27 protein-coding genes are annotated in these 25,487 nt (G+C 44.8%); 5 read left to right on the plus strand and 22 right to left on the minus strand.

Annotated features, from left to right (window positions below; genetic code table 11):
* Positions 1-293: 293 nt before the first annotated feature.
* Positions 294-824, minus strand: coding sequence for a L,D-transpeptidase family protein (locus AC3E9V_RS08840; RefSeq protein ID WP_488748844.1), 531 nt, complete (start codon positions 822-824; stop codon positions 294-296).
* A gap of 384 nt (positions 825-1,208) precedes the next feature.
* On the opposite strand from AC3E9V_RS08840, the gene AC3E9V_RS08845 reads away from it, so the two are divergent.
* Both AC3E9V_RS08845 and ltrA read left to right on the plus strand, forming a co-directional pair.
* Positions 1,209-1,361 (plus strand): hypothetical protein, encoded by a 153-nt coding sequence (locus AC3E9V_RS08845; protein ID WP_488748835.1) that lies wholly within the window; start codon positions 1,209-1,211, stop codon positions 1,359-1,361.
* 93 nt (positions 1,362-1,454) lie between these two features.
* Positions 1,455-2,735, plus strand: a complete 1,281-nt coding sequence (gene ltrA, locus AC3E9V_RS08850; RefSeq protein WP_488749240.1) for a group II intron reverse transcriptase/maturase — start codon at positions 1,455-1,457, stop codon at positions 2,733-2,735.
* 88 nt (positions 2,736-2,823) lie between these two features.
* On the opposite strand, the gene AC3E9V_RS08855 is transcribed toward ltrA, so the two are convergent.
* The 3 genes from AC3E9V_RS08855 to AC3E9V_RS08865 all read right to left on the minus strand — a co-directional run bounded on the left by AC3E9V_RS08855 (position 2,824) and on the right by AC3E9V_RS08865 (position 6,105).
* The gene (locus tag AC3E9V_RS08855; RefSeq protein WP_488752826.1) at positions 2,824-3,303 is read right to left on the minus strand and encodes a hypothetical protein; all 480 of its coding nucleotides are present in this window, start codon (positions 3,301-3,303) and stop codon (positions 2,824-2,826) included.
* A gap of 6 nt (positions 3,304-3,309) precedes the next feature.
* Positions 3,310-3,747 carry a hypothetical protein gene (locus AC3E9V_RS08860; protein ID WP_488752827.1) on the minus strand — a complete coding sequence of 146 codons (438 nt, stop codon included), beginning with the start codon at positions 3,745-3,747 and terminating at the stop codon, positions 3,310-3,312.
* A 504-nt stretch (positions 3,748-4,251) separates the two neighbouring features.
* Positions 4,252-6,105: a M61 family metallopeptidase gene (locus AC3E9V_RS08865; protein ID WP_488752828.1), complete on the minus strand. Its 1,854-nt coding sequence runs from the start codon at positions 6,103-6,105 to the stop codon at positions 4,252-4,254.
* A 161-nt stretch (positions 6,106-6,266) separates the two neighbouring features.
* On the opposite strand from AC3E9V_RS08865, the gene AC3E9V_RS08870 reads away from it, so the two are divergent.
* Both AC3E9V_RS08870 and metG read left to right on the plus strand, forming a co-directional pair.
* Positions 6,267-7,055: a hypothetical protein gene (locus AC3E9V_RS08870; RefSeq protein WP_488752829.1), complete on the plus strand. Its 789-nt coding sequence runs from the start codon at positions 6,267-6,269 to the stop codon at positions 7,053-7,055.
* A gap of 92 nt (positions 7,056-7,147) precedes the next feature.
* Positions 7,148-9,205, plus strand: a complete 2,058-nt coding sequence (metG, locus tag AC3E9V_RS08875; protein ID WP_488752830.1) for a methionine--tRNA ligase — start codon at positions 7,148-7,150, stop codon at positions 9,203-9,205.
* Positions 9,206-9,365: 160 nt separating this feature from the next.
* Here metG and AC3E9V_RS08880 read toward each other — a convergent pair whose 3' ends face one another.
* The 4 genes from AC3E9V_RS08880 to AC3E9V_RS08895 form a co-directional block, all read right to left on the minus strand.
* Positions 9,366-9,737 (minus strand): four helix bundle protein, encoded by a 372-nt coding sequence (locus AC3E9V_RS08880; protein WP_488752831.1) that lies wholly within the window; start codon positions 9,735-9,737, stop codon positions 9,366-9,368.
* 118 nt (positions 9,738-9,855) lie between these two features.
* Positions 9,856-11,076 (minus strand): Nramp family divalent metal transporter, encoded by a 1,221-nt coding sequence (locus AC3E9V_RS08885; RefSeq protein WP_488752832.1) that lies wholly within the window; start codon positions 11,074-11,076, stop codon positions 9,856-9,858.
* Between the two features lie 2 nt (positions 11,077-11,078).
* Positions 11,079-12,176, minus strand: coding sequence for an acyltransferase family protein (locus AC3E9V_RS08890; RefSeq protein WP_488752833.1), 1,098 nt, complete (start codon positions 12,174-12,176; stop codon positions 11,079-11,081).
* Between the two features lie 49 nt (positions 12,177-12,225).
* Positions 12,226-12,714 carry a hypothetical protein gene (locus AC3E9V_RS08895; protein ID WP_488752834.1) on the minus strand — a complete coding sequence of 163 codons (489 nt, stop codon included), beginning with the start codon at positions 12,712-12,714 and terminating at the stop codon, positions 12,226-12,228.
* A 133-nt stretch (positions 12,715-12,847) separates the two neighbouring features.
* Here AC3E9V_RS08895 and AC3E9V_RS08900 point away from each other — a divergent pair, with 133 nt between their 5' ends.
* The gene (locus AC3E9V_RS08900) at positions 12,848-13,411 is read left to right on the plus strand and encodes a hypothetical protein (RefSeq protein WP_488752835.1); all 564 of its coding nucleotides are present in this window, start codon (positions 12,848-12,850) and stop codon (positions 13,409-13,411) included.
* Between the two features lie 23 nt (positions 13,412-13,434).
* Here AC3E9V_RS08900 and AC3E9V_RS08905 read toward each other — a convergent pair whose 3' ends face one another.
* From AC3E9V_RS08905 to AC3E9V_RS08970, 14 genes are all read right to left on the minus strand, one after another.
* Positions 13,435-13,785: a hypothetical protein gene (locus tag AC3E9V_RS08905; protein WP_488752836.1), complete on the minus strand. Its 351-nt coding sequence runs from the start codon at positions 13,783-13,785 to the stop codon at positions 13,435-13,437.
* Position 13,786: 1 nt separating this feature from the next.
* The gene (locus tag AC3E9V_RS08910; protein ID WP_488752837.1) at positions 13,787-14,365 is read right to left on the minus strand and encodes an RNA polymerase sigma factor; all 579 of its coding nucleotides are present in this window, start codon (positions 14,363-14,365) and stop codon (positions 13,787-13,789) included.
* 5 nt (positions 14,366-14,370) lie between these two features.
* Positions 14,371-14,871, minus strand: a complete 501-nt coding sequence (locus AC3E9V_RS08915; protein ID WP_488752838.1) for an NADPH-dependent FMN reductase — start codon at positions 14,869-14,871, stop codon at positions 14,371-14,373.
* A gap of 250 nt (positions 14,872-15,121) precedes the next feature.
* Positions 15,122-18,367 carry an amidohydrolase family protein gene (locus AC3E9V_RS08920; protein ID WP_488752839.1) on the minus strand — a complete coding sequence of 1,082 codons (3,246 nt, stop codon included), beginning with the start codon at positions 18,365-18,367 and terminating at the stop codon, positions 15,122-15,124.
* 59 nt (positions 18,368-18,426) lie between these two features.
* On the minus strand, positions 18,427-19,119 hold the full coding sequence (locus AC3E9V_RS08925; RefSeq protein ID WP_488752840.1) for a Dph6-related ATP pyrophosphatase: 693 nt from the start codon (positions 19,117-19,119) through the stop codon (positions 18,427-18,429).
* A 7-nt stretch (positions 19,120-19,126) separates the two neighbouring features.
* Positions 19,127-21,472, minus strand: coding sequence for a S9 family peptidase (locus AC3E9V_RS08930; RefSeq protein ID WP_488752841.1), 2,346 nt, complete (start codon positions 21,470-21,472; stop codon positions 19,127-19,129).
* A 159-nt stretch (positions 21,473-21,631) separates the two neighbouring features.
* On the minus strand, positions 21,632-22,225 hold the full coding sequence (locus tag AC3E9V_RS08935) for a DinB family protein (protein WP_488752842.1): 594 nt from the start codon (positions 22,223-22,225) through the stop codon (positions 21,632-21,634).
* Positions 22,226-22,303: 78 nt separating this feature from the next.
* Positions 22,304-22,624 carry an ArsR/SmtB family transcription factor gene (locus AC3E9V_RS08940; RefSeq protein WP_488752843.1) on the minus strand — a complete coding sequence of 107 codons (321 nt, stop codon included), beginning with the start codon at positions 22,622-22,624 and terminating at the stop codon, positions 22,304-22,306.
* Positions 22,614-23,033 (minus strand): SRPBCC family protein, encoded by a 420-nt coding sequence (locus tag AC3E9V_RS08945; protein WP_488752844.1) that lies wholly within the window; start codon positions 23,031-23,033, stop codon positions 22,614-22,616. The genes AC3E9V_RS08940 and AC3E9V_RS08945 overlap by 11 nt, the downstream gene beginning before the upstream one ends.
* Positions 23,034-23,253: 220 nt before the next feature.
* The gene (locus AC3E9V_RS08950) at positions 23,254-23,517 is read right to left on the minus strand and encodes a PIN domain-containing protein (protein WP_488752845.1); all 264 of its coding nucleotides are present in this window, start codon (positions 23,515-23,517) and stop codon (positions 23,254-23,256) included.
* Complete coding sequence (locus AC3E9V_RS08955) at positions 23,474-23,707, minus strand: PIN domain-containing protein (RefSeq protein ID WP_488752846.1); 234 nt, start codon at positions 23,705-23,707, stop codon at positions 23,474-23,476. Before AC3E9V_RS08955 ends, AC3E9V_RS08950 begins: the two co-directional genes overlap by 44 nt.
* Positions 23,640-23,858 (minus strand): hypothetical protein, encoded by a 219-nt coding sequence (locus tag AC3E9V_RS08960; protein ID WP_488752847.1) that lies wholly within the window; start codon positions 23,856-23,858, stop codon positions 23,640-23,642. Before AC3E9V_RS08960 ends, AC3E9V_RS08955 begins: the two co-directional genes overlap by 68 nt.
* 75 nt (positions 23,859-23,933) lie before the next feature.
* Positions 23,934-25,148 (minus strand): BaiN/RdsA family NAD(P)/FAD-dependent oxidoreductase, encoded by a 1,215-nt coding sequence (locus AC3E9V_RS08965; RefSeq protein WP_488752848.1) that lies wholly within the window; start codon positions 25,146-25,148, stop codon positions 23,934-23,936.
* Between the two features lie 10 nt (positions 25,149-25,158).
* A complete protein-coding gene (locus AC3E9V_RS08970) occupies positions 25,159-25,452 on the minus strand; it encodes a thiamine-binding protein (protein ID WP_488752849.1) in 294 nt (97 codons plus the stop codon).
* Positions 25,453-25,487 lie beyond the last annotated feature (35 nt).

Raw genomic sequence — 25,487 nt, forward strand, 5'->3', positions numbered from 1 at the left:
TTGTGAATCCTTAAGTTAATCATGATGTCCCAACTACCGACGCAAGGAGGTTTCGTTCAACGCCCGTGTATGGCGCTGTGTGCGCCCCAGTGGCTAATAGTACTAAAATAGTGAATCTGCCGGTGCTTCCAAAGTATCCGAGAGACAGTGCGTTCAGAAAGATGAAAAACTCCTGCGAGCAAAAGATGGTAGAAAGCACTACCGTTTCTCAGCGGCAGATATCACGGTCAAGTTGCACAGAAGAGGCTAGAAGCACGTAAGCACATGCGCCCATACACAATGTTATGGCTCGTTTATGGGTTTATCTGAACGGGTGTTCCAATAGCTACTGCTTCATAAAGTTCCTCTATTTCTGAGTTCGTTACCGCGATACACCCATCCGTCCAGTCAATTGTCTGATGAAATTTCCCAATCCAACCAGTTCCGTTCTTCAATCCGTGAATTTTGATATCTCCACCTGGATTAGGAGAGTTCACTTTGTCTTGGGTATTAGGGTATGATATTCCCAAGTTCAGATGAAATTGACTGTTCGGGTTTTTGTCGTTGATGTAGTAAAGTCCTTCAGGAGTTCGACTATCTCCTTGGTTTTCTTTATGCCCTTCAGGGGTCTTTCCAAGTGATACTCTGTAGGTCTTAATGAGTTCGTTATTCACCCATAGCTCTAGTCTACGTTCGGATTTGTTCACCACAAGTTTATCAGCGGTAAGTCCATTCGGAAGTTTTTGTTCAGGCCAGAGATAGAATCCAATTAGCAGTCCAATCGGCAGGAGAAAAATGATGAATTTTCGAGTTAGTTTCACTTTGCTCTGTCCTTGATGAGCCATAACGACCAGCTAAAATCCGTAGGCTGGACATCTGTAAATATCGGTAAAGTATCTTATCCCATCAAACCTTGGCAAGTACCTCAGTAGGTCTATGGATTTTAGCATTTGTGTGTGCCCAGCATGGGCATCTGGTATCTAAAGATACCAAATTATTCCAGAGGGTGCGGCAGAAGGCCAAGTCCCTTATGTGCGGGAGTCGTGTCCCGAAGCATTAGCAAGTCGCAAGCTCGTTTGTCGTGAGACATGGAGTGAAGGAAGCGAGACTGCAAACCCTGGTTCCAACGAACAGGACCGGGTCGCCGGGCGACTGGATACAGAGGCATGTCAAGTCGGATGAGGTAACACATCATACTGACGTCCAAAGGGTGGGAAACCATCAGGAACTTGGCATGTAGATCCAGTGGATATTGGGGGAAGGAATATGTCCTTACCTGGGGAGGTCTCGGACTGTACGAGCTACAGACTGAGAAGTCAGCAGAGGTCATAGTACTCATCAGCCACGAGCCATCAGAGACAGATGGAGGACTCACAAGTTGAGGAAGGGCCGAACATTGAATTGTGTCCAAATTCGGGTAGGAATCCGCCGACTGGCAGATAGCCTATCCTTAGGCAGACAAGGAAGTAAGTTTTATGATAGCAGAAGTACTTAAGCGAAAGAACCTCTACAAAGCTAGCCGGCAGGTGTTGCGGAATAAGGGTTCGGCAGGGATAGATGGGATGTCAGTTGCGGAGCTTCCAACGTATCTGGAAGTCAACCGGGACAGTATCATGACCTCTGTTCTTAACCACACTTATGTACCTGCTGCTATACTTGGTGTAGAGATACCCAAAGGTAATGGAAAGACCCGATTACTGGGGATTCCAACCGTAACGGACCGATGGCTACAGCAGGCGGTAAGCCAAATACTTGCCCCAAAATTCGAATTGAATTTTGAAGACCATAGCTATGGCTTCCGGCCTGAGAAGAATACCCAACAGGCAGTGTCACAGGCACTGAAGTACATCAATGATGGCTATCAGGATATTGTGGATATAGACCTGAAAGGATTCTTTGATGAAGTAGACCACATGGTGTTGTTACAACTGATCCACAAGAAGGTAAAATGCCCGACGACCCTGCGGTTGATCCGAAAGTGGCTGAGAGCGCCCATTTCAATTAATGGAAGGCTCCACAAACGTCGGAAAGGTATGCCGCAAGGTTCACCGATCAGTCCGATATTATCCAACATCCTGCTGGATGAATTGGATAAATATCTGGTCGAAAGAGAATTGCGGTATGTCCGCTATGCAGATGATTTCAGCATCTATGCTGGATCAAAAGCAGAAGCCAGGAAGATTGGTAATGCCATCTACATTTTCCTTCGGGATAAGTTGAGGCTGCCGATCAACAGGGAGAAAAGCGGGATACGCAGACCGGTGAACTTCGAGTTGCTGGGACATGGATTTGTTCCGGTATACACGAAGGGATCGAGGGGACAATACCAACTTGTAGTAAAGAAGAGTGCATGGCAATCCTTCAAGCGCAAGCTCAAGGATCTGACCAGAAAGACCAAACCAATGAGTTTCGATGAGCGGTTACAGAAGCTGGCCGAAGTGTGGAGAGGTTGGGTGAACAATTTTCGCTTGACGAACATTCATGCCAAGCTCAAAGCACTGGATGAGTGGCTAAGGAACCGCCTTCGGTATTGTATCTGGCATGACTGGAAGAAACCTGAGCGGAAACGTAAGAACCTGATCCGTCTGGGACTGGGTAAAGACAGAGCATATGCCTATAGTCGTACTCGCATGGGAGGCTGGGCGGTAGCCCAAAGCCCTATTCTTGGCACGACTATTACCTTACCCCGACTCAGACGCAAAGGGTACGAATCGATGCTTTCCTATTACCATAAGATGCAACCCGAAATTCAGTGAACCGCCGTATACGAGACCCGTACGTACGGTGGTGTGAGAGGCGCACCGTGAGCTTATGGCTCACGGCCGTCTACTCGATTGGGAAGCGTTATTCATCAATTATTTCGATTTTAATGTCCGTTAAATCTACCGCAACAGTATCAAAATATTCACTCGATGCTCGAAGCAAAAACCGTTTGCGCCACCAAGGTTCCAGTTTATAAAATTTTTCATGTTCCTGACTAATAGCTCTGAACCGATTATCGATTTTGTTTATTATTCTTAGTGTTGTTGAGTGTTCAGGGAATTTCCTTAAGAGTTGGGAATTTACAAGCAAGTCTACAGGTTCACGCCAGATATCCATGTCGTTATCAAACTCATATGAAGTCATGTCGTATCCATCTTCGAGCTCGTTGACGAAATCATCCCATCCAATAATTAGTTCTTCTAAAATTAGATCATGTCCGACCATGTTCGGGTCGAAATTAGATTCAATTTCAGATTTGAATGCAAGACGATATTCGTCATCCTGTATTTCAAAGCTGAATCGCTCTTTTAATTTTTCAGAAAATGGCTTGCGAATCTGCATCTCTGTTTAGTCCTCGTACAGGTCCAGTTTGAAATTGGCTTTTCTTTTGTTCCTCCAGTTCCAATAAGTTTCGTAGAATTGGTCATGTAGGAATTCTACATGCTCGTCAAAATCTTCCGGCTTGTCAACGAGCATCACTTCTGACCATTCGCCAGTTCCTGGGTCAGGGTCGCCAGTTCCGTCTATTATGTTGAAGAGTTCAAAAAGCACCGATGCAGAGTTGCTCGCAAATACTTTCCTTATTGCGTCTCTTAGAATGTCATTATTTTTGAATTGTTCGAGAGAATCTTTTTCTTCATCAGTTAGTCCCCCATTTGGTGGATAGTTAATGAGTTGGTTAGTTCGTCCGTTGTTCAAGTGGTTTGCCATGATGTTAGCAGTCTCTTCAATGGACTTGTGCAAATGAGTCAAAAGAGTTGTTCTGTTTTTTTCTGAGAGGTTCATACGCGTTCTGATTATGCTTCCCAACAAATGTATAAGCCTATTACACTTATACACTATCAAATCTACCCCTCTAAATCCAATTTATCCAAAGGACTCACCACTTTATGTAAATCATTCTGAGCCACATGTGTATAGATCTCAGTAGTTTTTGGGCTGCCATGCCCATCAGCTCCTGGGTGTATCTCAGATTAATACCGTTTTCTAAATAAATGATAATTACCTCACTGCTTCCCAGTAAGTAACATAAGTCGGATACGTAGTTCAAAAGTCCGAAAATCAATTTTATTAAGCATTTTATTATCCGAATACTTCCGTTTATATTCGTTTATATCCGAATAAAAATACGGTTATTCCAGCATTTCTAAAGTTACGACTAAACATATCCAGGCTTAATGTGATCAATAAAAAAGCCCGCACATACTGCACGGGCTTTTAGTGATTTATCTCTAAACGTTAGAAAGATCCCTCATACTTCGGGATGACATTAACATAGAATGTCTTAATCTACTTCTTCGCTACGAGCCATGCCTGCAGCACTTTTAGCTGCTCTTCAGTAGCCTCTTCGTTAAACTCTATCACAAACTTCTCCGTAGAGTCTACCTGCATGGCTTTGGCTTTCAGTTTTTTCTCTTTCTGCTTGCCGTTCTTTTTGGTACGTAGTACGGTCATAGTCACTTTATCTCCGGGCTCGCTTTCTTTGAATTTGGTGACAATATCCTGAAATGTGCTCAATGTGATCTCTTCTCCGTTTAGCTTCAGCAATACATCGCCTTCTTCCAGCTTCAGATCCTCGGCAAACTCATTGGCATCCTCAAGGCTCTCTACAATGATCTGCCGGTCTTCGTTCAGGTTAAGAGAGAGGTTGCCCAGTGTGATGATCTGCGTGTCTTGCTCTGCTTCATAGTTGATCCCCGCCCAGCCAAAAACTTCTTTAATGGGCAGCGGTTCACTACCACCTACATAGGTACGGAGAAACTCCCCAACCTCGGGATAAGTAAGCTCTTCGATCACCCCAAACAGCTCCTCGTCTTTGAAGGATACTTCCTTTCCGTACTTTTTTGCCAGCTCGCGCATCAGCCATTGCAGGTCTTTCTCACCGTCAGAGTATTTGATGAGGTACAGGTCCAGACACATCCCGATCAGCGCACCTTTGTAGTATACATTGGTGTACATATCGGCATACTCCGGCTCCAGGATGTTCTCGCTCATGACTGTAAACGGCACATCTTTCGGGAAGCGGTCTGCCACCAGCAGCTTACCCCGGATCTCGTCCAGAAATTTGTCCGGACCATACAGGTTGTATTTTACCTGCACATGCATGGAGCTGTACTCGGTCACTCCCTCATACAGCCACAGATGCTGCGACATTTCGGGATTGATGTAGTTGAAGTTGCCGATCTCTTCGGAGTGAATGTTCAGAGGTGTTACAATGTGAAAAAACTCGTGAGCAGCTACATCTCTCACCGTCTGCCCGATACGGTCAGCACCGGCTTCCGGAAGAGAATATACGGATGAGTACGAGTGCTCCAGCGCTCCCATGGCGCCCGACAGGGTAGGGCTGTCATTGAGATAGATCAGGTATGCGTAGCGATCTACCGGCAGCTGTCCTCCCAGGTACTGACTTTGCGCTTCCATCAGGTCGGTGATGTTGTCCATCACTTCTTTAGCAGAAAGCACTTTATTAGGTGAATAAACAGAGACGAGGATCTCTGCATTGGCAATTTTCCTGGTTACGGTATCCGGATTGCTGTACATGATCGGGCCATCTGCCAGGAAGTTGAAGTCCGAAGCGTAAAAGACATCCGATGAGTCAGAAACCTGCTTTTTGCGTAAAGCAGAGGCTCCGTAGATGCTTTTATCGTGGAGGATGGTGACCTCATAGGGGTTGAATTTCCGGTCTTTCACATACCCGACGAAACCAAACGTATTCATCACGTAGGTTTTGTTTTCCCTGTCGATGTTGGTTCCACCCGGTTCGAAGATCACATTGTCTCCATATCCGTCAAAGTCGTCCCAGGAGTCATGTACACGGTACATGATTTTGTGTAGCTTTCCTCCATTTTCGATCTTCCAGCGATTGGTAGACAGCTTTTCTACGGAAAGGGTGTCACCCGCTTTCGTCAAAGCAGTGAAGTCCGCCACGAACCGTCCGAAATCAGAGATATCATACGTTCCGGGTACAACTTTGGCCATGTGATACTCCACAAAGGCAGAATCAGAAGCCGGGGGGTAAATGGTTACGGGCACCTGATCATCAGCAGTGCCGTTGAGATCTATCTCCACTGAGTACTTGTCAGTCTGAGCCTGGGCAGCAATCAGTGAGAATAGCGTAAGGACTATTGCAAATTTTTTAATCATAATTCCAATTTTTAAGCAGGACAAAGAAAGAAAATTTCCCTGGAAGTCTCCTTACCTTATTACTCTAAAGGTTTACTCCATGTATCAATGGTTGTACCAATCCGCCACAAAATATTCCACTTTGATATCTGAATTCAGTATTTTACCTGGCAAAAAAAGTTATGGTCCGTTCCTTGTATCGTCAGTTAAAGTTGAATGAGCCTCTTTTGTTTAAGCTGGGGGTAGCGCATTTTTTACTTTTTGGCCTGCTACTGGTGGCTGGTTTTTTGGATGACCGTATGGTGACAGGCGTAAATATCTGGTTCAAGCCAATGAAGTTTGCTTTGTCGATAGGTGTCTACCTCTGGACCATGGGGCTGTATCTGAGTGTGGTGCCAAAAAACAATTTCCGGGCAGTCCTGCGCTGGGTTTTTATGATCAGCATGGTTGTGGAGATGGCGCTCATTACCATGCAGTCTGTGCGGGGAGTTGGTTCTCATTTCAATTTTGCTACCTCTTTTGACAGTTTTGTCTTTGGCATGATGGGTACGTTCATCTATACGAATACGGTCTTCATGATCCTCTTTTTATTTTGGATGCTGTTTAGGCGAATGCCACGAATAAGTCTCAATATGCAGGCCGGATTGGTGTTGGGGTTGTTTTTTGGGATAGTAGGGGCCTATATGGGCCATATTCTGGTTTCGAATGTGGGGCATGCTGTGGGCGCTCCTGAAGACGGGCCCGGACTCTTTTTTCTAAACTGGAGCCTTTTTGGGGGTGATTTTAGAGTAGGTCATTTTATGGCTTTACATGGATTGCAATTGCTACCGATACTTGCGTGGTTTTATGAGGAAAAGGTCCATTCGCGTTATGCGATCGGGTTGACGATCATTTCAGGGATCATGTATTTTTCTTATGTGCTTTTCATTTACCTGCAGGCCCGGTCAGGGGAACCTTTTATAGCCGGATAAGCAAATTCGGAGGGCTGTTTTCTTATCCCGGATTCATTGGCAATCCCTGTGGCAATCTTTCTATATTTGCCCTCCGAAATAGTTTTTAGCAGATGTCTCAGAAAGAATTTAATCGTCATACCATTACGGCAGCACTTCCTTACGCAAATGGCCCGGTTCACATCGGGCACCTGGCAGGAGTGTATGTGCCGGCAGATATTTATGCAAGATATTTACGGCTGCAGGGAAAGGATGTGGCCTTCATTTGTGGGTCTGATGAACATGGGGTAGCGATCACCCTGCGTGCTCGAAAAGAGGGGATCACCTCACAGCAGGTAGTGGACAAATACCACAATCAGATCAAGGCTTCTTTTGAAAAGCTCGGCATCAGCTTTGATATTTATTCAAGAACGAGTTCCAAGACCCACCACCAGACAGCTTCAGATTACTTCAAAAAGCTCTATGAGGAGGGGAAGTTTATTGAGCAGTCTTCGGAGCAGTTTTATGACCCAAAAGAAAAGCAATTCCTGGCTGACCGGTACATCAAAGGTACATGCCCGACCTGCAGCTTTCCGGAAGCTTATGGTGATCAGTGTGAAAACTGCGGTTCCACACTAAGCCCCGCAGAGCTGATCAACCCAAAATCCATGTTGAGTGGAGAGATCCCTGTAAAAAAGGAAACGAAACACTGGTATTTTCCGCTGGATCAGTATGAAGACTGGTTGCGGGAGTGGATACTGAAAGACCACAAGGAGTGGAAACCTAACGTATCGGGGCAGTGCAAAAGCTGGCTGGACAATGGCTTGCGTGCTCGTCCGATGACGCGTGACCTGGATTGGGGAATCCCCGTTCCGGTAAAAGGAGCCGAGGGGAAGGTGCTGTATGTTTGGTTTGATGCCCCGATAGGTTACATCTCCGCTACGAAAGACTGGGCAGCACAAAATGGAAAAAACTGGGAAGATTACTGGAAGAAAGAAGATACCCGTCTGGTCCACTTCATTGGAAAGGACAATATCGTTTTTCACTGCATCATATTTCCTGCATTGCTCAAAGCTTCCGGTGAATACATCCTGCCCGATAATGTGCCGGCCAATGAATTTCTAAACCTGGAGTCAAACAAAATATCCACCTCACGCAACTGGGCTGTCTGGCTGCATGAGTACCTGGAGGAGTTTCCGGACAAGCAGGATGTGCTGCGGTATGTGCTTACTGCCAACGCGCCTGAAACGAAAGACAATGACTTTACCTGGAGAGACTTCCAGGCTCGTAATAACAACGAGCTGGTGGCTATCTTCGGGAATTTTGTCAACAGGGCCGTGGTCCTCACCCACAAGTATTTTGATGGAAAAATCCCAAACAGGGGCGACTTTACTGCCAGGGATGAGGAACTGATCGCAGCAATGAAGACCTTTCTCTCCCGCATCGAAGGTTCACTGGATCAGTTCAAATTCAGAGAAGCTTTAGCGCACCTGATTGATCTGGCACGGGAAGGGAACAAATACCTGGCAGATACTGAGCCATGGAAGCTGATCAAAGAGGATGAAGAGCGGGTAGGCACTATCATGAACCTGGCTCTTCAGCTGGCCGGTAGTCTGACGATCCTGTCAGAGCCGTTCCTTCCATTTACTTCTGCTAAGCTGAAAGTTATGCTTAACCAGGAGCAAATGAGTTGGACAAAGGCAGGTGATATTTCACTTTTTGATGCCGGTAAACCCATCAATGAGGCTACATTATTATTTGAAAAGATAGAAGACAGTACCGTAGAGGCACAAGTACAAAAGCTTATGGACACTAAAAAAGCGAACGAAGCAGCTGAAAAAGCGCCGGATGTTAAGCCTGCCAAAGAGGAGGTGACTTTTGATGAGTTTATGAAGATGGACCTGAGAGTAGGGGAGATCAAGACTGCTGAGAAGGTAGAAAAATCAAATAAGCTCCTGAAGTTTACCGTGGATACCGGGCTGGATCAGCGTACTATCGTCAGTGGCATTGCCAAACACTTTACTCCTGAAGACATGGTAGGTAAGAAAGTGGTCGTAATGGCTAACCTTGCACCTCGAAAGATCATGGGTATCGAGTCTCAGGGTATGCTGCTCTTTGCAGAAAATGCTGATGGATCGCTAAAGGCAGTGAGTCCTGATAAGGATGCCGAGAATGGAGCGGGGATTAGTTAGGGTTGCGGGTTGAACTGTTGCGTGTTACGGGTTGCGGTGTTGCGGGTTAAACTGTTGCGGTGTTGCGTGTTGCGATGTTTCGGGTTTTGTCACACACACAGGTTTGGGGTTGCGAGGTTACGGGTATGGCGAAGTTGCGTAGTTGTTGAATGATCTATGCCTATGACCTCCAGTGATTAATGACGTATTCAATAAACTTGTAGATTTTACTTCCCAAAAGATTGTATTCGTTCAGTAATTCAGAGAAAGTCGAGTCGTGTTTTGGATATAGTGTTTTCAGTTTTTCCAGGTGATTTATGGTTTCGTCATTGCTTGCCCGAGCATAAGTTAGAAATTTGATAAAATCCTTTTTATACTTTTTTCGGCCATACCCTTCCACGATATTGCTGTTTACTGAATCAGAAGACCGACGCAATTGACTACCTAGTTCAAATAACTCATGTCGAGGTAGTTTTAGTGAAACCTGGTGCGTTTTAATAAATAACCGGAAGGAATCTTTATAAATATCCAGATCTCTGTAAGATGTAGACATGTTTTTTTTGATTGCAAAATAATGGTATTTAAACTAACAGGCAACTGTGTGTAACTCGCAACTTATTTCACAACCTCGCAACCCGCAACTTGTCTCGCAACCTCGACCACCCGCCACCCTACACATATTCCAAAACTTTTGTGATCATTAAATAACCAAAAAGGATCAGGGTCAATACCAGAAGCATATTGGTTACGATCCTGTTTTTTAATGTCCCTACCCATTTTATGGTGTTATTCATCCAAAGCAGCATGACGGCCAGGAAAGGCATGAAAAAAGCCCCCGCCACTGCGTAGAGCATAATGATCCAGACTGGTTTTTCAAGGAACAGGAGAACCATTGGGGGAATAGCAAGAAAAAACAAATAGTACCTGTAGACCGCAGATCTGGTGTTGGCATCTTCATCTTTTTTACCACGTAGTGTGATGAAGTAGTCATTGAAGAGATAGGGAACACCGCTCCAAACCCCTAGCATGGAGGAGAATACGGCTCCCCAGAAACCCACCATGAAAATCCACTTACCCCAGATCCCGGTGGTTTCTCCTAATTTATTTGCCAGCGCGAGCACGATCTTATTGCCCGTCACTACTTCCGGATTTACCTGGGCAGCTAAAACGATGATAGCAATGCCAAAAAGCCCGGTAAGTGAATAAGCGGTAACCAGGTCAGTTCTGGCTGTGGAGATAACGTTTGGGCCGGTCCAGCCCTTTTCTTTAAGCCAGTACCCGTAGCATAACAGGGTAACGCTCCCCCCAACACCTCCGATTATTCCTAAAACAAGCTGAGTTCCTTCCTCTGGCACCTTCGGAATGAGTATGCCGCTGATGAGTTTGCTCCAGCTTACATCAACCAAAAACAGGTTAGTAATGACGGTAATAAACATCAGAGCGATGAAAACCTTCATCAGCTGTTCCAGAAGGTGGTACCGACCGCCTAAAACCAAAATGACAGCAAGGACTGAATGGATAATACCCCACCAGGCGATGGGTAGCTGTGGAAAAAAAGCATGGGCAGCCAAGCCGCAGGAAGCCATTAAAGCCGCGGCCACTATGAAAGTCCAGACAACGAGATAGGTAATAAAGTAGACCGAAACAGCCTGATGAAAATGGTTGATCCATCCCTGGATCAGGGTGGTGCCATTGGCTATTTGCCACCGGGCTATGCCTTCGTTGAGGATGTATTTCAAAACGGCCCCTACGACGGATGCCCACAGAATAACCGTACCAAACTGAGCGCCACCCACCGTAGCTGCAACCATGTCACCGGCTCCTACGCCGGTAGCCGCTATCAGAAAGCCCGGTCCAAGTTGACTGGTGAATTTTTTTATGGCACTCCACATGCCTAAATTTTAATATAAATTTTCCGGATTTCCAGCCACTTCCCAATGGCCCAGCAGATTAAAGTAAATGCTAATGCAAAACAAAGAGATCCCAGCTTACCGCCTATCCATATAAATGCATTTCGGTAAATCGAGGAATACAGGCTGTATTCACCTATTTGGATGGTGTATAAAGCGGTAGCCAAAACTGAAGAAAACAGGTAGATGAACAGTGGGTTTTTGCCGAAGGTATTGAAGATACCAAATCGATATTTTTTTGAGGTAAACTCCATAACGTATATCAGTCCTCCCAGCACAACAAGGTCTAATCCTATGGTAAAAACGGTAAAAGAGCTGGTCCATATTTTCTTATTGATCGGGAAGGTAAAGTCCCAGATCCAGCCTACCAGAGTCAAAGCTACTCCTGATAACAGTATTTTGGTCAGCTGCTCATAGCCTATAGGGTTTTTTCTCAGGTAAATACCTGCCAGGTACCCGCCGAATATATTTACTGTTGCTGGTAAAGTGCTTAGCAATCCCTCCGGGTCAAACGCTATACCCTCACCATGGTACATGTGTTTTGGCCCGATAAGCCATAAGTCCAGGGAGCGGATTGCATTGGCTTCCATGGAAAGGTCGCCCCAGATCATCAAAATGCCCCAGTAAGCCAGAAGCATAGCTACACCGGTATAAATAAGGCGTTGGTTAGATAGGTAGTAAATGAAAGGTAAGGCGAGGATGTAGCATAGACCGATACGCTGGAGCACACCGAAAACCCTTGTGGATTCAATACCTTTAAAAGTCAGGGCTCCATCCGCCAGCTGCACAAATGGGAACCAGTAAAGCAGAAACCCGATCAGGAAGATCAGGGCGCCTCGTTTAAACCCTTTAAGAAGAATTTCCCTGGTCGTTTTATGCTCCCATTTGGCGGATACAAATGCCATGGCATTGCCCACAGCAAAGAGGAAAGAGGGGAAAACCAGGTCTGTCGGTGTAAACCCATGCCAGGGCGCGTGCAAAAGCATGGAGTAAGTATTTCCCCAGTCCCCGGGGGTATTGACGATGATCATAAAGCAGATGGTCATGCCCCGAAAGACATCTAATGGCTCAAAACGTTTCATTTTTAGGGTAGGTTGGTAATCTTGTGAATTTAGAGGATTTTGATGAAAATTATTTTTGCCAGTGATCAAGCAGAATCTCCTTCAGCAGATCAGCATCATCGGTTCCAAGTAGCACTGCAAAATGCTGCAAAGCCTCCGGTCGGTCGCTTGATTGGACCTTATCCACCAGAAGCACCTGCTTTGGAGGTTTCATAGTAGTCTCAAAGTAAACTGCTTCGCTTTGTTCTGATAGAAAAACCAGGGCAATGGCACCATTTTCCAGGACAAACCATCCTTCCAGGTATTGATCAATGTTTATTGGAGCTGTTTTTATCGCGGGCTGACCAATGCCCCAAAGTCTGGCTTTCGGATGAAACTTTGCTTCTGCTTTTAAATCAACGGTTTGCAAAGTCTCTGTAAGGACCGAGTCCTTAGGAATAAACTGATCTTCCATAGCACCTCTGAGGGTAATGCCGGAATCATCCGTTACGTACTCAAATGCTTCAGAGGTGCAGCTTAATATGAATGGGAGTAAAAGAAGGGATAAGCTGTTTTTCATTTAAAACTGAGGTTTAAACCATGAAATTACTAATTTATTACCATCCCTGATGTAAGTCATTTGAATATCGGAGTTTTTGGTTGACCTTAGAAAAGCATAATAAAGCAAGGATAAGCGTCCGGCATTAAAGATCATGAAATCTGATTTTTGGAATTATATTATTTCACTACGCGAAAAGAGGGGTATACTATTTCTGGTTTGGGGTATAGCCATGTTTTACGACTATTTCAAGGAGTTTTTGCTGTCCAGGTTTCTGATTGTCTATCCTACCAGAGAGGTACTGAACTATGGATCCTATCTGTTTGGGGCTATTGCAGTTGTGTTTACGGTACATTACCTTATCCGTCCTCCTAAAAGCCTTCATCCTTATCACAGGACATTAAAAATCATTTGGATTGCTTTGCTGGTTTCTTTAAGCCTGATTAACATCATTCAATACAATGTCCTGCAAGAAGTGAATTTTGAGTTGCAGCATCCCGTATTCATGGTGCTTATCGCTTTTGCTACAATAATTACAGGGACAATCCTCAGGTATTGGCCTACCATTGCAGGTGGGGTGATCTTTGCGGTTTTAGCATATGTAAGCTCGCTGCTTCCCCTTCATGACCAGATGCTGACTGAAGCAGTGGGATGGATCGTGGCTTTTATTATTCCGGGGTTTTTCATTTCGATAAAGCGGTTTTATTTCAGTTTTTAGGGAGAAGTCGATTTTTAGGAGGTCTATTCAGCCTCTTTTTTTTCTTCGGTTTGCTTTTCATCTGACTCCTCCCTGCTACACCACTTATCTGCAAATTTTCGTTTTAGCTTTTCTCGTTGATCTTCGGACATGTTATGCCATTTGTGCTTCCAGGGCGGCCCATGGTGATGGTGACGAGGTTTGCCACCTCTGCCGAAACCAAAAATGATCTTGGAGAGCAGCAGCAGCCCCGCGGCCTCCCAGTAGGTGATGACGGGCAATCCGAAAAGCTCGGGCATGAGCCAGTTCCACAAAGCCATCACGATGGCACTTACTACTGCGAAGAAGAATATGATCATCACAGCTACTTTTCCAAACCAAAATCGTTTCATCATCTTAGTCGTTTATCAATTCTTTGTACATTTCTATCAGGCCTTCTCTCAGTGTGAGGATGGCATACCGTTTCCGTGAGATCAGGGTGTTCACTGTCTCTCCGGTCATGCCGGCCATTTCTTTAAAGCTTTTTTGCTCAAACTCATGCCAGATAAAAACCTGACGCTGTTTTTCCGGCATCATTGCCAGCATTTCTTCTGTTCGTTCCCAGATCAGCTCACCAATGAGTTCGCGGTCCGGCAGACTCCTCACATCGGGCAGGATATCCTCAAGCATCAGCGGCTCACCGTCTTCTGAGCTCTTTTTTTCAAAGTCTGAAAATGACTGAGGGCGTTTTTTTCTGTAGTTATCAGTGATCTTGTTGCGAGCCACCCTGAAGAGCCATGAGGTGACCTGTTCCAGAGATTGTATACGGTCATAACCTATAACAAACTGGTAAAATACGTCCTGGAGAATATCCTCGGCCTCTTCATTTCCGGAAACAAACTTTCGGATGAAGTTGAGTAACCGGCCTTTCTCTTCATTGACGGTTTTTTCAATATGTGCATTTTTCTTTTCCATGTACATGAAGGCCGACCTCATGACTTTCAGGCGGTTAGTTTCCCGGAGGTTTTTAGCGTGCTGCCAAATACAAAAAGGTAAAGGAACTGATCGATTTTCGAATTTAATGAGTGATCAATCAGGTTAAGGGATTGATCAAACTTATTTTCAGGATTTGTGACCACTAGTTGGTCCGGCAGCAGGTTTGCTCCCAGGGTTTTCAGTACCAGCTTGAGCTGGATATCTGCTGCATCCCCAAGCACTTTTTCAGTAGAAACCATCACTGAACCGACCCGACGGTTACGCCATATTTGCCGGTTGTTTGTAATTATCTGGTGTGTTTCATTGCTGTAGAGAGGCCCCATGTTTGACCCTATAAGTAAATATCCGTCAAACTCAGTGAGATTTTTTACCTGATAGGAGGGGTCAGCCAGATCGATGATCTCGCTTTGCATTCCCATACGCTCGAGCCGTTCGTCCATTTCCAACGCTAAAAAGTGACTGTTTCTACCTGAGACTGTTTCCGTAAGTATTAAGGCTATATTCATGTATTTAAAATTGAATGAAATCAGCGGTTTGCCACCCAATTTTGATCATGTGCGGTTGGTGTTCTCAATATCTGGGTTGAGCATCATGCTCATTTCATAGCTAAAAGATGAGTTATGCCTCGGTAGACGGATGACCGGGAAGGATATTTTATTTTTTATAAAAAAAAGTCAGGTGGGTTTAAGGTTTCAGTTCAAAATTCAGGGTCTGAAGTCTAAAGTTCCTTAACCTCAAACCCTGAACTTCGCGGATTTAATGCTGACAGCTGCAGTGAATTCCCTGAAAGCTTCGGGTTTCCCGGTGCCACGGGAAGTTGTCATTATATCCTTCAAACTCCCAGTAAAATTTGCTTCTGGGTTTTTCTGTATTACCGATCTCATTCATGGTTTCAGTATCGAACAGCCGTCCGTTTACCATAGTGTACTTCACATACTGGCTGTTTTGGATGTCTTCCATCGGGTCTGCATCCAAAACGATGAGGTCGGCAAGTTTGCCTTCTTCCAGCGATCCCAGGTCATCACCCATGCCGATGTACTCAGCTCCGTGTATGGTAGCAGCACGTAACACTTCCATGTTGGTCATGCCGCCCTGCGAAAGGTTCCACATCTCCCAGTGAACCCCAAGCCCCTGTAGCTGCCCGTGTCCACCTACACACACTTTCACTCCGGCATCTACAAGCGCTTTGCAGGACCGGGATACCAAAATGTGGCCATTATCGTATTCTTCCCGGGGAGCCATGGTCCGGTGGCGTGATCTGCTGTCAACAATTGCTCTGGGCGTGTACTTGAGAAGTTTTTCATTCTCCCAAACATTGGTATGCTGATACCAGTAATATTCTCCGTTTAACCCTCCGTAATTTACGATCAGAGTAGGGGTGTTGCTGGTATTACTGGCAGCCCATAGCTTGATAACATCCTTGTAAAGAGGAGCCACCGGGATGTTATGCTCCACACTGGTGTGACCATCCAGGATCATGGTCATATTGTGGAAGAATGTGGATCCTCCCTCGGGGTAAACCATGATTTCCTGTTCGCGAGCAGCCTTTATGATCATCTGTCGCTGGTTTCTTCGAGGCTGATTGTAGCTTTTTACACTAAAAGTTCCGTATGCTTTGGTACGGCTGATGGCATTTTGAGCATCTTCATAGTTCTCGATTACTGCTTTGAAGTCTCCGTCTGCGCCGTATAGGATGGTGCCGGTTGAGTAAATTCTGGGTCCGACCATGTTTCCGGCTCTCACCATCTCGGATTGAGAAAGTGCTGTTTCCGAATTTGATGAAGGGTCGTGAGTGGAGGTGATCCCAAAGGCAAGGTTGGCGTAGTACGACCATTCTTTATTGGGGCTAAGTCCGTACCGGAAGGCTCCCAGGTGGGCATGTGTGTCAATAATTCCTGGCATGATCACCTTACCGGAAACATCATATACTTTGGCATTATTCGGAATATTTACTTCGCCTGAATTACCTACTGCTGTGATCCTGTTTTCAGAAATCACGATAGTGCCATCTTCGATCACTTCGTCTCCGTTCATGGTGATGATTTTAGCGCCCGTGAAGGCAATATCCCCTTCAGGCACGTCCGTTTTGAGTTCCAGACTAATGTCAATTGTATTTTTTGGTACATCACCGATGCTGTCCGGTGACCCTTCCAGGAAGGTGAAACAGTCTTTCAGGTTTACGGTATGGTAGTCATTGCCCAGTGTCCAGTGAAGTTTCTGACCGTCCTTGGACCATTCCAGGTTGATCCCCGCATCGTCAGCCACCTTGGTCACAGGCAGGGATTTGGTGTTTCCTGTAAGCTCAAAGGTTTGGCCATGATCAGAGAAAGGCATGATATACACATCGTACAGCTCACCAAAAGCCAGCCATTTACCATCAGGGCTGATGGTATATTGGTTTGCATATTTGGAATGAAAGTGTACTTTTTCTTCGTTTCCCTGCAGGTTGACACTTTTATAATTTTTGTCAAGGGATCCAAACAGGAAACCTCCTGTCTGCAGATAGATCCGGTTCCCTCTGGAATTGAATTCGGGGTATTCCCCTTCTTCAGTTACGAATTTGGGTGATCCGCCCGATGCAGGCATCGTATAGATACCCGGCTTCACAGTATAGCTGTATCCCAGTACATTATTCCCATCTTCTTTACGATAAACGAGGGTGTTTCCATCCGGAGAATATGCCGGTGTCCTGAAAATGCCTTTTTCCGGGGTAAGCTTTGTTGGGGTACCGCCCGAGGCTGATACTTTCATGATAGCTCCTTTGTCTTCATCATTCCAGCTGACGTAGACGATCGTTTTTGAGTCCGGGGAAAAAGCAGGTTCAAACTCCAGGTCCGTTCCTTTTGTCAGTCGCCTGGGAGTGCCGTTTGGCAGCTTCATGGTATAAATGTATCCCGCAGCATTGAAAGCCAGGAGTTTTCCATCCGGAGAGGTGGTAGCGTTTCGAATTACCTTAGAGGTAAACGTTTCAGGTGCGGGGTTCTGTTTGAAAACCAGGGCATCTGTGATCTTGTGGGTTGCACTGGCTTTGAATGGGATGATCGTAGCTTCGCCGGTTTCTGTGTTTAGCTTTCTGATCTTCCCTTTGGCATAAAGGATGATCGTTTTATTGTCTGGCAACCAGTTATAATTTGGGTACACCCCAAAAATGGCCCAGGCTTCCTGCTGGTCTTTTGTAAGTTCATCATACACCGGACGCTGAATACCACTGGCCAGGTCATGGATATAGAGGACGGATTTGGTACGTACACGTCGCACGAATGCCAGCTTTTTCCCATCCGGGGAAACCTGCGGGCGTACGGCGCCCCCTGGTCCGTTGATCAGTGTTTCCGTTTCGCCGGTATTTCGATCATATCTTTTGATCACATAGATCTGACTGTTCGGGTCCTTATTGTACTGAAAATATCCTCCGGGATACATGTCTTCACTGTAGTACACATAATCTCCGGATACCCACGGTTCACCGGCATCCTGCTGGTCATTTTTTCGCTCGGTGAGTTGGACCCCACTGCCTCCTGTGACGTGATACATCCACATTTCGCCAGCTCCGAGAGAGCGCCGGGAGGTAAAGTGTTTTCGGGCAACGAGATACTGACCGTCCGGAGTCCACACGGCATTGTTTAGCAATCTAAAATCTTCTTTGGTGACCTGCCTGGCATTGGAGCCGTCTACGTCCATTACCCAGATGTTGTCCGCTCCACCGGCATCACTGGTGAATGAAATGGATTTTCCATCCGGGCTAAACCTAGGGTGTACTTCATAAGCATGACCGGTTCGAAGTGGGGTGGCATCACCTCCGGCCACAGGCATGATGAAAATATCGCCGAGCAGGTCAAAAACAATTTGTTTGCCGTCCGGGCTGACATCCAGGTTCATCCAGGTGCCTTCTTCGACGGTGATTGTTGTTTCTTTAAATGGCTCCACAGGGGTGGTTACATCCCAATCCTGAGCCCATACAAGCTGGACGCAGGTCAGGGTAATGATGTTTAAGAATCGTTTCATATTCAGGTATGTTTATTAGAATTTCAGTTTTAAGTATGGGTCAAAGTTTATTTATTTAATCAGGTACTAAGCACATCAATAAATCCAAATTCGATTTCACCGCCTTTTTGAGTGGGGGCCGGATATTTCCGAAAAACCTTTTCGCCAAGGCGAAATGCTAATTTTTGTTTAAAAACAGGACCGTGGTAGCAAAAGGTATGGAACTCTCCATTTTCACCACAGGGATCTACTCCCGGAGGTAGGGCATCTATTAATTCTTTGGTGATGGTTTGTCCGAGAAAAGATTCATCCAGCAATTCATGATTGATACAAATGATGATGGCTTTGAATTCCAGATCGACGAACTCATTGATGAGGTTTGCGGTATCCTTCTTCCAGATAGGGTAGAGGGGATTGATATCATACGGTGTTAAAAGCTCATCCCGGTATTTTTTAAGGTCTTCCAGGAAGATATCACCAAAGATGGCCTGTTGATACCCCGAAGATTTTAATTCATCCATTTTTTGCTGCATCAGGTGATTGTATGCTTCCATGGATGGATTTTCCGGAAGGTATAGCTTTTCGAGCTTTATGCCCATAGCTGCCGCTTGTGCATCGAGGAGGCTTTCTCTGAGGCCATGCATTGTCACCCGGCTATAGTGTTTGTTTATCGTGGTTAAAAGCAGGTCCACAGGATGTTCCTTTTGGGCATAATAGAGTGCCAGCGCTGCATCTTTTCCACTGCTCCAGTTGCAATAAGTTTTCAAAGACATTCGGAAACTATTTAAGGGTTGCTTCAAACAGTTCGTAGATCCTGCGGTATTCATCAGCCCAGCTGCTGGCTTCAACAAAACCGTGCTTTTCAAGCGGAAATACCGCAAGATCCCAGTCCCTTTTGCCGAGTTCAATCAGTCGCTGGGAGAGCCTGACCACATCCTGAAACTGAACATTGTCATCAATCATGCCATGCAGCATTACCAGATTTCCTTCCAATCCCGCGGCATGATATATCGGGGAGCTGCGTGCATAAGCAATGCTGTCCTCAACAGGGGTGTTGAGGATATTGGATGTATATCCATGGTTGTAATGTGCCCAATCGGTAACTGAGCGTAGAGCTGCTCCGCTTTGGAAAACATCAGGTGCGGTAAACATTGCCATAAGGGTGATAAACCCACCATAAGAACCTCCATAGATGCCCAGCCGGTCCTCGTCAATCCCATGTTCCTCAATCAGGTATTTAGCTCCGTCCACCTGGTCTGAAAGATCTTTTCCACCCATAAACCGGTAGATCCCGGTACGCCAGTCACGTCCATAGCCGTCACTGCCACGATAGTCTATATCCATCACCGTATATCCCATGTCGGTCAGGAAGTTGTGAAACATGTACTCCCGGTAATAGCTGCTCCACCATTTATGAACATTCTGGAGGTATCCGGCACCATGTACAAATATGACCGCTGCTCCATTCTGGTTTTCCGGCTTGTATAACCTGGCAGGTACCTGAGCACCGTCGGAAGCTGTAAAGCGGATGATTTCCGGCTCCATCCACTCATAACTATCAAAGGCTTCCGTAGTGGAGTTTGTCAGGCGTGTCAATTCTGCTCCGGCTTTATTCTCCATCAGGTAGAGTTCCCATGGTTGGTTACTGTAGGAGTATCGCACAGCCAAATATTTCTCACCAGGGGAGATCGTTACATCATTATTTCCTTCCCTGGAAGTAATTTGAGTCATCCTGCCACCATTCACTGACATTTTGTAGAGATGGTTCACATGTGGAGACTCTTTATTGCTCTGGATGTAGAAGTGTTTTTTGTCATTGGAAAGCTGAGCATCCCGGATCTCAAACGCTCCCTTTGTCAAAGCCTTTTTCGTTTTGGAATTTACATCCATGGAGTAGAGGTGGGAGTAGCCGGTTTCTTCGGATTGAAACCAGATGGTCTCTTCATCAAGCCAACCAATATTACCTGTAGTAAAATTCCACCCGTTAATGCCCGGTCCGCCTACCCAGGCTTCGTCCCGCTGACGATCCAGCAGGTTGAGTTTACCTCCAGACAGATCCAGGGTCATGATCCATCGGTCTTTGTTGTCCTGAGAACGAACGACCACCACGGCTTTACTGTCTTTTGAAAAGACGGGTCCGTGAATGATCACATCACGGGGTTTCTCGTATTTAGGGTCAAAGTCTTCACCCGCATATTCTTTCAGAAATTCAGGCTTTTCACAAATCCCTTCGATCTGTTTGGTGTCAATGGTGTACGAAGTATCGTTGGCTATATCGTAAACCCCCATTTCGTATGTGTTTTGGGGTGATCCGACCTTGGACCGGGCAGTGGAATGGCTTGTGTACCCTGATTGCGTAACGTATTCCGGCACTTCCGTACGTCCACCATTAGCCCGGTCCATAAGGGTGTAAGTCACAAATTTCATGTCCGGGCTGATTTGGATATTGTATACAGATTTATCACCGATATAAATTTCCAGAGGGCGATCCACTTCAAGCGCTTCTCGTCTTTCTTTTTCCAGTTTTTCTTCTCTCTTCCTTTTCTCCAGGATATTGAAATGTTCCAGCTGATCATTTTCGAGCCATTGTTCCTGCTCGGAAAGCTTTTTGTCTTTTTTTTCTGAGCCTTCTCTGAAGTTTGTCAACTGCCGAATGGTACCATTTTCGATATTCCAGGCAAATAAATTATCCTCAGAAGTATAGATAATGTGCTTTTCATCCCCTGAAAATTCAGGGCTGCTTTCCCGCTGTAGCGTATTGGTGATTTGGGTTTTAGTGCCGGATTTTACGTTGTAAAGAAACAGATCGCCGGATTTGGAGTAGATCATAAGGTTACGGTCCTCATTGTAGGTGCCTATTTCAGGGCGACTCTTTTGCTCTTCGTAGCTAACCTTTGAGATTTCCTTTGTTTGAATGTTTACTTTATACTGGTTTCTTAACGTGTCCTGCTCCGGGTTCCAACTGAAGTAGATGGATTTTCCATCCACGCTCCATTCAATTCTTTCCGGAAGATATCCCACAAAGTCCTCACCCTTCATGATCTCTTTGATAGTCAGATCTGAGGAGTATTGAGCAAAACAGGTAAGTGATGAAAATACAAAAAGGATAGCCGGTAGTTTCTTCATATCATGGTTCTTTTGATTAAGAATTGGCCCCCTAATTTAGTGAAAGAACTGTGGACCTGGGAAATGGATTGAATGGAAGGAGAAAAGGTTTACTGGGCGGTGAGAGTATGGGATTATTGGTGATTGCAGTGTGCCTGACGGGCACACTGCAGAGGGATATTATTTTGGGAACTCCGGATGATTTTTGACTTCTTCTATTTGAAGAAGATGTCGCTTGCTATGTGCCGCAAGAAAAAGAACCACCTGGTAGGCATCACCTTTTCCAAATGGAAAATCAAAGTAATTTTCTCGCAACAAATCATCTGTTTTCTTAATGTAGCTAATAAGAGCATCTCGTTTTTTCTCAAAAGCTTCTAAAGCCCCTTCAGTAGATCCAAAAGTATTATTAGGCTGCAATGCGCTTTGAGTTTTTACTTTATTGGACCTGTCTGTTATCGTCTTGATCAGCATCTCATTAGAAAAAGCCAATTCACCTTCTTCTGCGCTATTTTTCAAAGCACCTTGTGATAGATCAAAAATGAAGTCCTCGGATAGCGTAATATGCTCCACACATTGAGCAATTGACCAGGAATCTTCATCAGGTTTAAAATTGAGCTGTTGGTCAGTAAGGTCTTCAACGGCCTTAATAATCTCCTTTTTGGTTTTTTGGAGGTAGTTTGATGCGAATTTTCGATCTTCTTTAGAAAGGGGCTGAGCCTGGATCGAAAGGTTTAAAAACAAAAGTGTATAAATAAAAGAAAAGTACGTTTTCATGATTTAGGTGTTTGTGCAACTTTATGGTTGCTTAATTGAGTAAAATTTTTTAAAGAATGACAAGAATCAAATAAGCAATTACGATTTTTCCAGGTGTTTTACCAGCTTTCCAAGCTTGTCGTCCCAAAACTTTTCATAGAAAGAAACCCAGTCGTTGATCTCTTTAAGTGGGAGTGCATTGGCCTGGCAAAAGCGTTCTCGTCCGTTTTGTCTGATATTCACCAGCCCCGCATTTTCCAAATATCGAATATGCTTTGTTACTGCCTGTCGGCTCATATCAAAGTGATCGGATATCTGGGTGATGGATAGTGATGCACTCGCCAAAACCAAAATGTGGAAAATCTCCCTTCTGGTTGGATCCGCAATTGCTTTGAATATTTGATTGATCTTACTTGACATTTTCTTTTTTAAGATATTTGTCCAGGTTGGCTACACAAGACGTCCAGCCTTGGTTGAAGCTGGTAAACATGTTAGTGGCCATTTCTTCGGTAGGGTAGTTAGAGATACCTGAGTGCTCAAGTACAAGAAAGGTTCCTCCGTCTTGTTCTTCCAGTTTCCATTTTACGGTAGTTTCCACCCCTGTTCCACCTACAATCCACGTATAGACCAGATTATGGTAGGGATCGGCTTCCAGCACCTCTCCGGTTATTTTAGTGTCTTCATGGGTAAAGGTGTAATTGTAGCCAACTTCTGGTTTGAAGTCTGCCTGAATAAACCAGGCTGATATCTCTTCAGCATTAGCAATAGCATTCCACACTTCCTTCATAGGGAAGTCGATCTGTTGTTCTTTTCTAATCGTGTCTTTCATTGTGATAGAGTTTAAAGTTAACAATATGCAACTATAAGGTTGCAATATAGTTTAACCTTATTTAGCAACCAAAAGGTTGCGTATATATGCCTGTGAAAAGCTCTGACTAAACAGTAATTTTAAATCATCACACTTATAATCAGGGAGTTACAGATTTTATGTGATTATTATGATTATCCAGTATTCACTGGAGACATTAAGGAGAATTGCGCGTAAATTATTACCACTCTGCAGTCTTGAGTGTATCAACATTACCAAAATGCTGATCTCTTGTTATCAAAGCATAGTCATATTCTTGTGCTATAGCAGCTATCCAAATATCATTTTCCGGAATAGGTTTGCCTTTCTTTGATAAAGATCGTTTGAGCTGACCGTATATTTCTAAAGTTGTATCTGTAGGGTAGTAAACCTCACAATATCCGTCAATGAAAGCTTTGATCTTAGCAACATTTTTGTTTGCTCTTTGTTGATTTATAGGCTCCATAATATAGTTCTCCTAAAACAATAAAAGGAAACCGGATAGTGTGCAGTGCTTTTATTTTCCTAATTATAGCTGGATCACCATTCAAAAAGGGAACAATGATGTTGGTGTCCAGCAGATACTGTTCACCACTCATCATGGTCTGTTTTTCTGCATTCCTGAGAGGCCTCTTCAAAGATTTTAGCATCTTCATTGCTTAGGGTTCCTGCAAATTGCTCTATGGAGGAATGCTTTTGTTTTTGAATGGCTTTATGCAAAGTTTTAGTCAGCTTATCAACAATGGATAAGTCTTTAACCTTCAAAAACTCTTCCATGAACGCTATTTTCTTGGTTTGTAAATCCATACTTAAAGTTACGATTTTTGGAAATATTCGGTTTATTTTAATGGATGATATTATGACAATGCATTGTGAACTCCCTTAAATATTTTCAGAAATAACCCACCCTGCACTCCAGCAGGCCTGGAAATTGAAGCCACCTGTCAGGGCATCTACATCCAGAACTTCACCTGCCAGGTAGAGGTTTTTGAAGCGTTTAGCTTCGAATGTTTTGAGGTCAATTTCCGAAAGCTGCACTCCGCCGCTGGTGACAAACTCCTCTTTGAAAGTACTTTTACCAGCTACTTTATATCGGCCCTGAGTCAGCTCTTCTGCAAGTTTGTTGGCTTGTTTTTTGGATAGCTCACCATAGATGGTTTGCTCCTTAACTCCACAGTACTTACATAGCTGTATCCAGAATCTCTTTGGAAGTCCGCCGATCGGGTGATTTACCAGCTTTCGTTTTGAGTTTTCAGTCCTTTCTTTTTGCAGGAGCTGTTGAAGGCCTTCAAAAGTCTGATCTGGCAGGTAACTCACGAGAATTTCAAAGTTGTATGCAAGATCGGCCAACTTCCTTGCGCCCCAGGCAGATAGTTTGAGAATAGCAGGTCCGCTGAGCCCCCAGTGTGTGATCAGTAAAGGGCCGGTTTCTTCCAGTTTTGTACCTGTGACCCTTACTTTCACTTTTTCGAAGGCCACCCCCTGAAGACCTTCAGTCCTCGGATCTTTGATGTTGAAAGTAAAGAGAGATGGAACAGGTGATGTGATTTCCAAACCCAGAGTTTCGAGTGTTTTCCACAAAGCAGGGGATGATCCGGTTGCCATGACTACTTTGTTGGCTGTAAATACTCCCTGGTTGGTGGTGAGCACCCATTGCTCATTTTTTTCCTGGTTTAGATTTTCCAGGCTACAGTTCTGAATAATCTTTATTTTTAGATCATGTGCCGTATTGACAAAGCAATCAATAATGGTTTGAGAGGAATTGGTCGTTGGAAACATGCGTTGGTCAGCTTCAGCGTACGTTTTTACACCCTTCTTTCCTAACCACTTGACCATATCGGAGGTAGTGAACTGCTGAAACAGGTGATAAAGTTTCTTCTGTCCGCGCGGATAGAAATGGATCAGCTCCGAGGGCTTACTTCTTTCGTTGGTGACATTGCATCTGCCACCGCCGGAGACTTTAACCTTACTCAAAAGTTTATTGGTCTTTTCGAGAATAGTTACCTGGTACTCCGGGTGTTTTTCAGCAATATTGATGGCTGTGAAAAAGCCAGCCGCTCCGCCGCCTATTATTATTACTTCCTTTGTCTTTTTCAATAGAGGCAGGTTATCTGTCCAGTCGTTTCTCTTCGAAGGTCACATCACCATCTTTTCGGTAGTGAATTCTGAAATATACGAGGCATTCGTCTGCTCCTGCGTTTAGAACGGCTTTTTGTGCCTCATTCGAGATATTCATTAATTCTTCATAATCTCCCTCCATCACCGTTTCAAAAGGGGTGATCTGATGTTTTACGCCTGATTTTTGAATGACATCTATTGCAGCATCTACCAGGGAATAGGTATCAAGTGTTTTACTTTTTGGTACAATCTGAATGCCGAGAGTGATTTTATGGTTGGTCATGAAGCTAGAAGTTAGAGGTTAGATAGTTAGAGGTT

It is taken from the genome of Marinoscillum sp. HNIBRBA16962, from assembly GCF_057801515.1.

What these genes read in the sequence shown, in the direction of transcription:
- AC3E9V_RS08840 (WP_488748844.1), bottom strand. Translation starts at nt 824, where the DNA reads ATGGCTCATCAAGGACAGAGCAAAGTGAAACTAACTCGAAAATTCATC.
- ltrA (WP_488749240.1), top strand. Translation starts at nt 1,455, where the DNA reads ATGATAGCAGAAGTACTTAAGCGAAAGAACCTCTACAAAGCTAGCCGG.
- AC3E9V_RS08855 (WP_488752826.1), bottom strand. Translation starts at nt 3,303, where the DNA reads ATGCAGATTCGCAAGCCATTTTCTGAAAAATTAAAAGAGCGATTCAGC.
- AC3E9V_RS08860 (WP_488752827.1), bottom strand. Translation starts at nt 3,747, where the DNA reads ATGAACCTCTCAGAAAAAAACAGAACAACTCTTTTGACTCATTTGCAC.
- AC3E9V_RS08865 (WP_488752828.1), bottom strand. Translation starts at nt 6,105, where the DNA reads ATGATTAAAAAATTTGCAATAGTCCTTACGCTATTCTCACTGATTGCT.
- AC3E9V_RS08870 (WP_488752829.1), top strand. Translation starts at nt 6,267, where the DNA reads ATGGTCCGTTCCTTGTATCGTCAGTTAAAGTTGAATGAGCCTCTTTTG.
- metG (WP_488752830.1), top strand. Translation starts at nt 7,148, where the DNA reads ATGTCTCAGAAAGAATTTAATCGTCATACCATTACGGCAGCACTTCCT.
- AC3E9V_RS08880 (WP_488752831.1), bottom strand. Translation starts at nt 9,737, where the DNA reads ATGTCTACATCTTACAGAGATCTGGATATTTATAAAGATTCCTTCCGG.
- AC3E9V_RS08885 (WP_488752832.1), bottom strand. Translation starts at nt 11,076, where the DNA reads ATGTGGAGTGCCATAAAAAAATTCACCAGTCAACTTGGACCGGGCTTT.
- AC3E9V_RS08890 (WP_488752833.1), bottom strand. Translation starts at nt 12,176, where the DNA reads ATGAAACGTTTTGAGCCATTAGATGTCTTTCGGGGCATGACCATCTGC.
- AC3E9V_RS08895 (WP_488752834.1), bottom strand. Translation starts at nt 12,714, where the DNA reads ATGAAAAACAGCTTATCCCTTCTTTTACTCCCATTCATATTAAGCTGC.
- AC3E9V_RS08900 (WP_488752835.1), top strand. Translation starts at nt 12,848, where the DNA reads ATGAAATCTGATTTTTGGAATTATATTATTTCACTACGCGAAAAGAGG.
- AC3E9V_RS08905 (WP_488752836.1), bottom strand. Translation starts at nt 13,785, where the DNA reads ATGATGAAACGATTTTGGTTTGGAAAAGTAGCTGTGATGATCATATTC.
- AC3E9V_RS08910 (WP_488752837.1), bottom strand. Translation starts at nt 14,365, where the DNA reads ATGAGGTCGGCCTTCATGTACATGGAAAAGAAAAATGCACATATTGAA.
- AC3E9V_RS08915 (WP_488752838.1), bottom strand. Translation starts at nt 14,871, where the DNA reads ATGAATATAGCCTTAATACTTACGGAAACAGTCTCAGGTAGAAACAGT.
- AC3E9V_RS08920 (WP_488752839.1), bottom strand. Translation starts at nt 18,367, where the DNA reads ATGAAACGATTCTTAAACATCATTACCCTGACCTGCGTCCAGCTTGTA.
- AC3E9V_RS08925 (WP_488752840.1), bottom strand. Translation starts at nt 19,119, where the DNA reads ATGTCTTTGAAAACTTATTGCAACTGGAGCAGTGGAAAAGATGCAGCG.
- AC3E9V_RS08930 (WP_488752841.1), bottom strand. Translation starts at nt 21,472, where the DNA reads ATGAAGAAACTACCGGCTATCCTTTTTGTATTTTCATCACTTACCTGT.
- AC3E9V_RS08935 (WP_488752842.1), bottom strand. Translation starts at nt 22,225, where the DNA reads ATGAAAACGTACTTTTCTTTTATTTATACACTTTTGTTTTTAAACCTT.
- AC3E9V_RS08940 (WP_488752843.1), bottom strand. Translation starts at nt 22,624, where the DNA reads ATGTCAAGTAAGATCAATCAAATATTCAAAGCAATTGCGGATCCAACC.
- AC3E9V_RS08945 (WP_488752844.1), bottom strand. Translation starts at nt 23,033, where the DNA reads ATGAAAGACACGATTAGAAAAGAACAACAGATCGACTTCCCTATGAAG.
- AC3E9V_RS08950 (WP_488752845.1), bottom strand. Translation starts at nt 23,517, where the DNA reads ATGGAGCCTATAAATCAACAAAGAGCAAACAAAAATGTTGCTAAGATC.
- AC3E9V_RS08955 (WP_488752846.1), bottom strand. Translation starts at nt 23,707, where the DNA reads ATGAAGATGCTAAAATCTTTGAAGAGGCCTCTCAGGAATGCAGAAAAA.
- AC3E9V_RS08960 (WP_488752847.1), bottom strand. Translation starts at nt 23,858, where the DNA reads ATGGATTTACAAACCAAGAAAATAGCGTTCATGGAAGAGTTTTTGAAG.
- AC3E9V_RS08970 (WP_488752849.1), bottom strand. Translation starts at nt 25,452, where the DNA reads ATGACCAACCATAAAATCACTCTCGGCATTCAGATTGTACCAAAAAGT.